Consider the following 10,006-nt stretch of genomic DNA (forward strand, 5'->3'; position numbering starts at 1 on the left):
TCCCTGCCGAGATCAGCCGCAGATCCGATCGGTGACGACCGGCGGTAGTCCGTCGAGGAGATCCTGCGCGGGCGGTCCGAGGAGCGGATCGCCGGCGAGCCAGCCCAGCGGCGGGCAGTCCTGCAGGCGAGGACCGGGTTCCGGTCCGGGCGGAACCCCTTCGGTGAATGCGCCGAGGACGTGCTCGGAGAGCTGCGCCGCCGATCCGTAGGTCGACGCCGCGACGGAGAAGTCGGGGCCGAACGAGGCGGAGGCGTGGAACGAGCGGTCGTCGCTCCAGCCCCATTTCGTGCCGACGACACCGGCGATCAGCGCCGTGCCGTAGTCCTGCGGATATCCGTCGGCGGCGGTGTCGTAGGCCGTGGCCATCGCGGCGAGCACCGGCGAACCGGGGTCGGTGCGCTTCTTCGTCTCGAGATAGGTGACCATGTCGTGCGTCGACGTGGTGCCGACACCCCAGTAGCCGGGCACGTGGGTGTCGGTGAGCCCGAACTCCGCCACGGTCGACGAGATCGCCTGGGGGTATTCCGCGTGCAGGCGGTCCGCGATCGCGTCGTTCGACGACCGGATCATCTCCGTCGCGTCGGCGTGATCCGCAGGATCGACGTAGGTGAAAACGTACTCGGCCGGATACATCTTGACGATCGACACGTCGGCGCGGGACTCGTGCTCGTTCGCAGTGCCGGCGCGCAGACCGGTCGGGGTGTGCGCGAACGAGATCTGGGTACTGCTCGGAGCAGCGATCGCGCCGGTGTCGTCCACGATCGGCACGGGCGCTGCGGAGGCGATGTGACCGCCGAGGGCGGTGAGGGCGGCTACGGCGAGGGCTGTCGCAATCGGGCGGTTACCCCGAAGCGGACGAGCAGTGACGGCCGCGACCTGCACGCGGCCGTTCCTGTCGGTGCCCGCCTCTACAGTTCGGTCGTCCGAGGATCGCTCCGGAACCAGCGACACGAAACGGATCCACCATGTCGATGCCCGCCACTCCGCCCACTCGTCGACCGTGTCGATCGTCTGTCCCGGTGCGCCCCGCTCGCGGACCGGGCTCCCGGGTGATCGCGTGCCGGACGACGATCCCGTTCGGGCGCGACAACGACGGCACGCCCGTCTCGTGGGATCTGTCCGCCGGACGGCACCTGCTGATCCGACGCGACGAGCGCCGCTCGTCGCCCAGCGTGTCGCTCGACCTGATCGCGATGACGACACTGACCGGCGGCACCCACGACCTGGTGGTCATCGATCCGCACCGTCGTCATCGCTGGCTCGGTGGCTCCGCCTCGCTCCCCACGGGGCCGTGTTGCTGGGCCACCACCACCGATCAGATCACCGACGTGGTCGCCGAACTCGATTCGCCGGTCGTCGACCCCCCGCGCGTGTTGCTCGTCGCCGATCTCGCCGCGACGGTCGCGGCGCTCGACGACGAGGGGCGCACCCGGCTCGCCCGGGTAGCCGTGGACGCACGCGAACACCAGTTGCTGCTCGTCGCCACCACCGCCGACACGAATCCCCGCTGGTATCCCGAGGGGCTGATCGACGCGTTCGACGACATCGTCGCGCGGCGGCGCGAGGAGAGTCCGTCCTTCGGCCTTCGCTGATCGCTCGATCGGCCGAGGAAGTTCTCGATACCCCGCAATGCTCGATTGACGCCGAGAAAGACCGATCGAGCTGCCACAATCGTTCTACGAACACCCTCCCGTAGCGACTCGGTGATCGTCACGGTGCGCGGAGGACGGATCGATGAACGTCGGCAAAGTGGTCATGCTGGTCGTCGGTATTCTCCTCGTGCTCCTCGGAGGCGCTGCCGCGGTCGGAGCGCTCATTCTGGGGTGGTTCTTCGTCGTCCAGCGCGCCGACGGTTTCATCACCGGTCCCGAGGGGACCCTCCGGACGCAGACGCACGCGTTGGTCTCCGAACGTCTCGACCTCGTCACCGACGATCAGAGCCCCACGGGTCTGCGCAGTGAGGACATCGGCCGGCTTCTGGTGCAGGCCACCGCACTCGATCCCGCATCGGCGGTGTTCGTCGGGATCGCTCCCGTCGGGGAGGTCGAGGCCTATCTCTCAGGGGTCGCCCACGCCGTCGTGACCGATCTGCGGTTCGAGCCGTTCGAGGTCACCTACCGTGACGTTCCCGGGGGCGACACTCCGGCTGCTCCTTACGCGCAACAGTTCTGGGTCGCATCGGCGGAAGGGACCGGCACCCAGCAAGTGGAATGGGATCTGCGCGACGGCACATGGACCGTGGTGGTGATGAACGCCGACGCATCCGCAGGGATCGGCGTGGACGTGCGCGCCGGGATCCACATCGACCTGCTCGGACCGGCCGTGCTCGCCCTGCTGATCCTCGGTCTGGTTCTTCTCGCCGTCGGTGTCCCTCTGCTGCTCGCCGGCGCGGTCGGACTCGGTCGGCACGGGCCTCCGCCGCCCAGTCCGGTGTCCGCTCCCGCTACCGGCGCCACTCCGGTCACCGCACCTTCGCACCCGGCGGCGGTGCCCTATCCGGTGCATCTGCGCGGCGATCTCGACGAACCGTTGTCGCGGTGGCTGTGGCTGGTGAAATGGCTGCTGGCGATCCCCCATTTCCTCGTGCTGTTCTTCCTGCACATCGCGTTCGTCGTGGCGACCTTCGCGGCCGGGATCGCGATCCTGTTCACCGGTCGTTATCCGCGCGCACTGTTCGACTTCGACGTCGGCGTGCTGCGGTGGACCTGGCGCGTCGCCTTCTACACCTATTCGGCGCTGGGCACCGACAGGTACCCGCCGTTCGGCCTGCACCGCACCGATTACCCGGCCGACTTCGACGTCGAGTATCCGGAACGGCTCTCCCGTGGGCTCGTCCTGATCAAGTGGTGGTTGCTCGCGATCCCCCATTACGTCGTACTGGCCGTGCTGGCCGGAGGATGGCTGGGCGGGTGGACCCTCGGTATCGCGGCCGGCGACGGCAGCGACGGTGCTACCGGGAACGGCATGTGGGCCTTCGGATCGCTGCTGGGCGTGCTGGTGTTGTTCGCCGCGATCGTGCTGCTGTTCACCGGCACCTATCCGCGATCGCTGTTCGACTTCGTCATGGGCATCAACCGGTGGCTGTACCGTGTGTGGGCGTATGCGGCACTGATGCGCGACGAATACCCGCCCTTCCGTCTGGACCAGGGCGCGCGCGAGCCGATCGAGCAGGTCTCCGTCACTCCCCCGGCCGGCCCGACCGGCACCGGTCAGCCCTGATCACGCGGTATATCGATGAGGCCTTCCCGGATCCTCTCCGTCCACGCGTCGACGTCGACCCAGTCCCGGGCATCGCCGTAGTGTCCGCCCATCAGCCGGAAGACGATCCGCCCGATTCCGGCCCAGTCGCCCGAAGCGATGGCACCGGCGAAGAAACGGTGATCACGCACATCGGTGATCGAACGGAGGTTCTGCACCGCCCGAGGTTCCGGCGTGACCCGTCGCAGATATGCCGCCACCCGGGGCGAGAGAATCGTGCTGGTCGCTCCGATCGACGAGACGGAGAACGCCCACACCGGTCGCCCTTCCGATTCGGTGCCCAGCCGATAGATCGCATCGGAAGCCTCGGGGAGCCACTGCCCGTTGTGGATCGCACTTCCGACGATCAGCGCCTCGTACGTTCGTACCGACGCGACATCGCCGAGCGCGCGCAGTTCCACGGCACCGCGGCTTTCCAGTCCCGCAGCGATGCGTTCGGCGATTCCCCGCGTCGACCCTCGAGCGGTCGCGTAGCCGATCAGGACGGACATGGCGGGGCCTTTCGGCAGTGGGTGATTGCGCCGGATGCAGTCTCCAGTGTGAGAAGCGGCGTGCACGGCACGTGAGGGTCTTCGGTCACTTCCTGCGGGCAGGTCGGGACCGTCGACTCTTGTGCGACCGACCGGTCCGAGCGTGTGCTGGCAGGGTCCCGAAACCGCAGGATCCCGGAAAAGCAGGGCCCGAAACGGCCGTGCCCGCAGCTCGGACAGGCACCGAGGTGATCGTGATAACAGCACACCACCCCATCGTCGCCGGAGTGGACGGATCGAGAGCGTCCCTGCAGGCCGTGGTCTGGGCAGCTCGCGAGGCGGAACGGTGCCGGCTCCCGTTGTCGCTGGTCACCATCGTGTCGGTCCGCAACACGTTCGGTGTCCCGATCGGCATGCCCGCCGGATTCTTCGAGTAGGAGGGATCCGAGGGACGCGACATGCTCCTCGATGCCGCCGAATACGCGCGCCGCGCGGTGCCCGAGGATGAGCTCGACATCGAGACCCACCTGTGCACCGATTCTCCGTCGCTCGAACTGGTGGACCGATCGAAGTCGGCGTCGATGGTCGTGGTCGGGGCCGGGGCCGGGGACAACCGGTTCGGCTGGGAGCGATTCGGTTCGGTCAGCCGCGCGGTGGTCACGCGTCCGGTGGTCGTCGGCGTCGACGGTTCGGAGCACAGTGTGCGCGGTGTCCGCCGCGTTCGAGGAGGCCTCGCTGCGCGGCACCGACGTGGTGGCAGCCCACGCGTGGTCCGACCTCGATGTGCGCGGTCCGTTCCGATTCCGGATCGAGTGGGACAGCGTGGAGAACAAAGGAGCGGGCACTGTTGTCCGAGAGTCTCGCCGGGCACGGCGAGGAGTTCCCCGACGTGCGGGTGCACCCGGTGGTGGTGCTGGACCAGTCCTCCCACTATCTGGCATCGCACGCTGCCGATGCGCAGTTGCTCGTTCTCGGCCGTCGTGGTCGAGGCGGGTTCCCGAACCTGATGCTGGGATCCACCACATGGGCGCTGCTGCACACGGTGACCTGGCCCGTGATGGTCGTCCCGTAGTGCGCGGCGCCCCTGACGAAGGACGGTTCCCCGCCGGTCATGCCCCGGCGCGCCGGGCGCGGTCGAGCAGGATGCGTTGTTCCGCTCGCGCCACCGTCCGTCTCGTCTGCGCCGCGGCGTCGGGCGCGACCGACACGGAGGTGATGCCGCGCCGCACGAGATGCTCGGCGAGGTCGGTGCTCGTCGACACGGCCTGACCGCACAACGACGTCGTCAGTCCCGCGGCCGAGGCCCGTTCGATGATGTGGTCGATCGCGTCGAGCACCGCGGGGTCGAGGGTGTCGAACAGGTCCTTGCACACCTCCGAGTCCCGGTCCACGCCGAGCATCAACTGCGTGAGGTCGTTGGTTCCGATGGACACGCCGTGGATGCCGAGCTTCGCGTATTCCGGCAACCAGTAGACGACCGACGGGACCTCGGCCATGATCCAGCGCTGCATGCGCTGGTCGGAACCGAGCGGATGCCGGTCGAGTTGGGCGAGGCAGTCCCGCAGCTCCCAGCGGGTGCGCACGAACGGGATCATCAGATGCACGTTCGGGTGTGTGCGCCGAACCCGGTGCAGCACATCGAGATCCAAGGAGAACAGTTCCGGATCCCGGATGTACCGGAAGCACCCGCGGTAACCGATCATCGGGTTCTCTTCGTGGGGTTCGACCTCCCCACCCTCGAGATCGGCGAATTCGTTGCTGCGCAGGTCGATCGCACGGTATACGACCGGACGCGGGGCGAATGCCGCCGCGATCCGCGCCAGGCCACCCGCCATCTTCTCCACGTACTCGTCGCGGCGTCCCTGCGCGATCATGTGCGAAGGGTGTTCGCCCGCGAGTGCTTCGGTGATCATGAACTCGGCACGGAGCAGACCGACGCCGTCGACATCGGTCGCGGCGACCGACTCCGCGGCATCCGGAGTCGCGAGATTGACGTAGACCGCTGTGGCCGTAACGGTTTCGGCGGCGACGGCCGACGCCGCAGACGCGGATACCGTCGCGACGGGCCGTTCCGCCGTGTGGACTGCGCCGTCGAACACCACACCGGCGTTGCCGTCGACGGTGATCAGTTGCCCGTCCTTCAGATCCTTGGTGGCGGTACGTGCACCGACCACGACGGGCTTGCCGAGTTCGCGTCCGACGATGGCCGCGTGGCAGGTGATACCACCACCGTCGGTGACGATGCCGCCGGCGCGGCGCAGAATCGGCAACCAGTCGGGTCTGGTCATCGGCGCCACGATGATCTCGCCGTCGCTCAGCTTCTTCCCGTCGACCAGTTCGTGGAGCACCCGCACTCGGCCGGTCGCCGTCCCGGGGCCGGCACCGAGACCGGTCAGCAACGGTCGCGCTTCGCCGTTTCCGGACGGGGCGGGCGCCGCCGGTTGATCGAGCGTGGTGATCGGGCGGGTCTGCACGATCCACAATTCGTCGTCCGCGAACGCGAACTCGAGGTCCTGGGGGCGCCCGTAGTGCTCCTCGACTCCGGCGGCCAGGCGCGCGACGCGCACGAGCTGATCGTCGTCGAGCACTCGGGTGCGGCGCGTGGGATCGACGGCGACGCGACTGTCCCCGCTGTCGGTGGAGGTGATGCGGAACTCCTGATGACCGAGACGCACGTCGAGCACCTCGAGGCCGTCCTTCGCGACGACATAGGTGTCGGGTTCGACCTGCCCGCCGACGACGACCTCTCCGAGACCGAGAGCTGCCTCGATGACGATGCGATCGAGTTCGCCCGTGCGCGGGTCGGCCGTGAAGGCCACGCCCGACAATTCGGACTTCACCATCACCTGGACCACCACCGCGATGGACGGCTCGTCGGTCACCCCGCGCAACCCTCGGTAGGTGCGGGCGCGTTCGGACCACAACGAGGCCCAGCACGCCTGCACCGCGCGGATCACCGCGTCCGGACCGATGACGTTCGTGTACGACTCGTGGATCCCGGCGAACGATGTGTCGGAGGCGTCCTCCGCGGGAGCCGACGACCGCACTGCAACCGGCGCGTCGGGACCGAGGCTCTCGTAGGCGGAGACGATCGCCGCGCGCATCCCGGCCGGGACGGTCGAACCCGTCACCAGGGCGGCGAGTTCCGCGGAGGTACGGATGAGGGTGGCGTCGTCGATATCGGGGTCGGGCACGGCCTCGGCGGCCAGTCGGGATCGGATGCCGGCTGCGTCCATCGCGTCGAGATAGGCGGCGGTGGTGACGGCAAACGCCGGCGGTACCGGAAAGCCTGCGCGGGTGAGCTCTCCGAGGTTCGCGGACTTGCCACCGACGGTCGGCGCGTCGGCGGCGCCCACCTCCGCGATCGGTCGGACCCACAGTTCGTGTTCGGTCATCGACGACTCCCCACACTCCCCGCCCGCGTCGACCTTCCGGGCCGGATCGGATACTCGGTCTTCCCATCGTCGCCCCGGCCCGATCGATACCGTAGGGGCAAAGGTCATCATTCCGGGACGGGGACGACCGTGGCCGATCCTCCGCGCACACCTGATCCGCGGGAGCGGAAACGGTTGATCCTGACCGCGATAGCGCGTCCGACGCTCACCGCCTTCGTGCTGGTCAGCGTTTACTTCGTGATTCCGGTCGAGCATGTCCGCAGCACGTCCGAGGTCCTGACCCTCGTCGGTGGTGGCACTGCGGTCCTGATGGTCGGCTGGTGGCAGATCCGCAGGATTCTCGCGTCCGAGTACCCGGCGGTCCAGGCCGTCGAGGCACTCACCACGATCGTGTCCGCCTATCTCGTGGTCTTCGCAACCCTTTACCTCCGCATGTCCGTGGCGCATCCGGACAACTTCACCGAACCACTGTCCCGCGTCGATGCCCTGTACTTCTGTCTGACGGTCTTCTCCACGGTGGGATTCGGGGACATCTCCGCTGTAACCGAGACCGCGCGAGCCGTCGTGTCGGTGCAGATGATCGCAAATCTGATCTTCCTGGCTCTCGGGATCCGATTGCTCACGGCCGCCGTGCAGTGGCGTCGTCGCAATCGCGGGGACGAGGAGTGACCGATCACGGGATCGACCTACGCGATTCGGCGTCCGGGTATTCCCCAACCGCTGCGCGGGGTGATCCTTGAAAGGACTCGACGTCCACTGGCAGATGTCGGAGGTCCGAGATGCTGAATGGGAACCGTCGTCGACAGCGTCATGTTGACCGCGAAAGCGCCTCGGAGTTCGCAAATCGGACAACAATTCTCACTTCGGCGGGAAATCGGGCGTCCGGACTTGGCGATATGGCCCGGTATCGCGTAGTAGTTGTGTCGCGTCATAAACTTGTGATGGGGGTCATGGTTTGACGCACATGTCGGCGGGGCAGCAGGGGGCCTCGCCACGAACTGCCCGGCGATCCGGGTGGAGGAAATGTGCCGATGCGTCCACCCATGTCGCCCACCGATTCGATGTTTCTCCTCGGGGAGTCCCGTGATCATCCGATGCATGTGGGCGGACTGATCCTTCTCCGGCCTCGTGAAGGCACGACCGCCGCGGATCTGGGAGCACTGTTCACCGCCGCCGCGGAGGACGGCGAGGTCGCTCCGCTGTGGCGTAAGCGCGCGGTCCGCTCCCTGGGCACCTTCGGCCAGTGGGCCTGAGAGGAAGACGGGAACTTCGACCTCCCCCACCACGTGCGACGCAATGCGTTGCCACAGCCCGGCGGGCTCGACGAACTGTGGGATCTCGTTTCTCGGCTGCACAGCACGCTGCTCGACCGGAGCCGACCCTTGTGGCAGATGCACATCATCGAGGGTCTGGCGGACGGGCGCCTGGCCGTCTACACCAAGATCCATCACGCCCTCGCCGACGGCGTGGGCGCGATGAAGTTGCTGCGCCGCGCCCTGAGTCCGGACTCCGAGCAGACCGGCATGCCGGCACCGTGGGCGCCCTTCGACGCGCCGAGCCGCTCCCACTCGTCCGGGACCGCGCTAGATCTTCCCGAAGCCGCCATGCAGGCGGTGCGGACGGCGACGTCCGAGGTCACCGGCTTCGTGCCCGCGCTGGCCGGCACCGTGAACAGGGCGCTGCGCGGCGGTGGCGGATCGCTGTCGCTCGCCGCGCCGAACACCATGATCAACGTGCCGATCTCCGGGACGCGCCGGTTTGACGCGCGCTCGTGGCCGCTGACCCGCCTGCGCGCTGTGTCGAGAGCGGCCGACGCGACCGTCAACGATGTCGTGCTGGCCATGTCGTCGGGAGCACTGCGCGCCTTCCTGAGCGAGCAGGGGGCGTTGCCCCACAAGTCGCTCGTGGCCATGGTCCTGGTGTGCCTGCGACCCGACAAAGATTGCGCCGGAAACGAACTCGGTGTCCTGATGGCTGATATGGGTACGGATCTCGCCGATCCGGCCGACCGGCTGGCCAGGGTGTCGGCATCGACGACGCAGGGCAAGGCCTCCATGCAGGGGATGTCCTCCCTGTCCCGGTTGGCGGCCAGTGCACTCGGCGTCGCGCCTCTGGCGGTGGGGATCCTCACCCGCAATCGTGCACTCCCGCGACCGCCCTTCAACGTCATCGTCTCGAACGTGCCGGGAGCTCCGGATCCGTTGTACTGGAAGGGCGCTCGCGTGGATGCGGTGTATCCACTGTCCGTGCCGGTCGACGGTCAGGCACTGAACATCACGTGCACGAGCACCGACGACGCGATCGCTTTCGGCCTGACCTCGTGCAGTCGCAGCCTGCCGCAGCTGCAGCCTCTGCTCGACCACTTCGATACCGCCCTCGGAGAGCTGGAGGACGCGTTCGACATCGTGCCGGTCGCCGACGAGACATCCGTCCGTGCGGGCTGACACCACGGAATAACGGCAGCACGCCGGTGCCCGAGTCGGACATCTGCCCCAGGAATCGCCGTCCCCGTGTGAGAAGGCGCTCTGCCGGAGCACTATCGACCGATAGCGGTGTATGGCCGGGACGCACCGACGCCCCGCACCGGAACTCGCGGCCCACTCCTCGCGGAGAGTAGGTCCGAATGCAGCAACTGACGCCGTTCTACGAGAAGGTCCAGACCCACTACGACCTGTCCGACGACTTCTTCGAACTGTTTCTCGACCCCACGCGCACGTACAGTTGCGCCTACTTCGAATGCGACGACATGAGCCTCGAGGAAGCTCAGATCGCAAAAGTCGATCTTGCTCTCCGTAAGTGCGATCTCCGGCCCGGGATGACGCTGCTGGATATCGGTTGCGGTTGGGGCTCGACGATGATGCGGGCGGCGGAGCGATACGA

General features: G+C 67.7%; 7 protein-coding genes and 2 pseudogenes. 6 read left to right on the forward strand and 3 right to left on the reverse strand.

What is annotated here, in order from left to right:
* Nucleotides 1-12: 12 nt before the first annotated feature.
* Complete coding sequence (locus tag AC6CID_RS21340; protein ID WP_064060179.1) at nucleotides 13-885, reverse strand: hypothetical protein; 873 nt, start codon at nucleotides 883-885, stop codon at nucleotides 13-15.
* Between the two features lie 137 nt (nucleotides 886-1,022).
* Here AC6CID_RS21340 and AC6CID_RS21345 point away from each other — a divergent pair, with 137 nt between their 5' ends.
* Both AC6CID_RS21345 and AC6CID_RS21350 read left to right on the forward strand, forming a co-directional pair.
* Entirely contained in the window at nucleotides 1,023-1,595 is a 573-nt protein-coding gene (locus tag AC6CID_RS21345; protein ID WP_006554022.1) for a hypothetical protein, read from the forward strand.
* Nucleotides 1,596-1,737: 142 nt separating this feature from the next.
* On the forward strand, nucleotides 1,738-3,222 hold the full coding sequence (locus AC6CID_RS21350) for a DUF4389 domain-containing protein (protein WP_220666165.1): 1,485 nt from the start codon (nucleotides 1,738-1,740) through the stop codon (nucleotides 3,220-3,222).
* On the opposite strand, the gene AC6CID_RS21355 is transcribed toward AC6CID_RS21350, so the two are convergent.
* Nucleotides 3,213-3,752, reverse strand: a complete 540-nt coding sequence (locus tag AC6CID_RS21355) for a flavodoxin domain-containing protein (protein WP_006554024.1) — start codon at nucleotides 3,750-3,752, stop codon at nucleotides 3,213-3,215. The two genes, AC6CID_RS21350 and AC6CID_RS21355, sit on opposite strands and share 10 nt — an antisense overlap.
* A 236-nt stretch (nucleotides 3,753-3,988) precedes the next feature.
* Between AC6CID_RS21355 and AC6CID_RS21360 the strand changes: the two are divergent.
* Nucleotides 3,989-4,803: pseudogene (locus tag AC6CID_RS21360) on the forward strand (universal stress protein).
* A gap of 37 nt (nucleotides 4,804-4,840) precedes the next feature.
* On the opposite strand, the gene ppsA reads toward AC6CID_RS21360, so the two are convergent.
* Nucleotides 4,841-7,126, reverse strand: a complete 2,286-nt coding sequence (gene ppsA, locus AC6CID_RS21365; RefSeq protein WP_064062001.1) for a phosphoenolpyruvate synthase — start codon at nucleotides 7,124-7,126, stop codon at nucleotides 4,841-4,843.
* A 129-nt stretch (nucleotides 7,127-7,255) separates the two neighbouring features.
* Between ppsA and AC6CID_RS21370 the strand changes: the two genes are divergently transcribed.
* The 3 genes and pseudogenes from AC6CID_RS21370 to AC6CID_RS21380 all read left to right on the forward strand — a co-directional run.
* Nucleotides 7,256-7,795 (forward strand): potassium channel family protein, encoded by a 540-nt coding sequence (locus AC6CID_RS21370; protein WP_006554027.1) that lies wholly within the window; start codon nucleotides 7,256-7,258, stop codon nucleotides 7,793-7,795.
* A 374-nt stretch (nucleotides 7,796-8,169) separates the two neighbouring features.
* A pseudogene (locus tag AC6CID_RS21375) lies at nucleotides 8,170-9,570 on the forward strand (WS/DGAT/MGAT family O-acyltransferase).
* A gap of 179 nt (nucleotides 9,571-9,749) precedes the next feature.
* A partial coding sequence (locus AC6CID_RS21380) for a class I SAM-dependent methyltransferase (protein ID WP_498354429.1) occupies nucleotides 9,750-10,006 on the forward strand: 257 nt, incomplete at its 3' end.

Source organism: Rhodococcus sp. GQ147 (genome assembly GCF_059759155.1).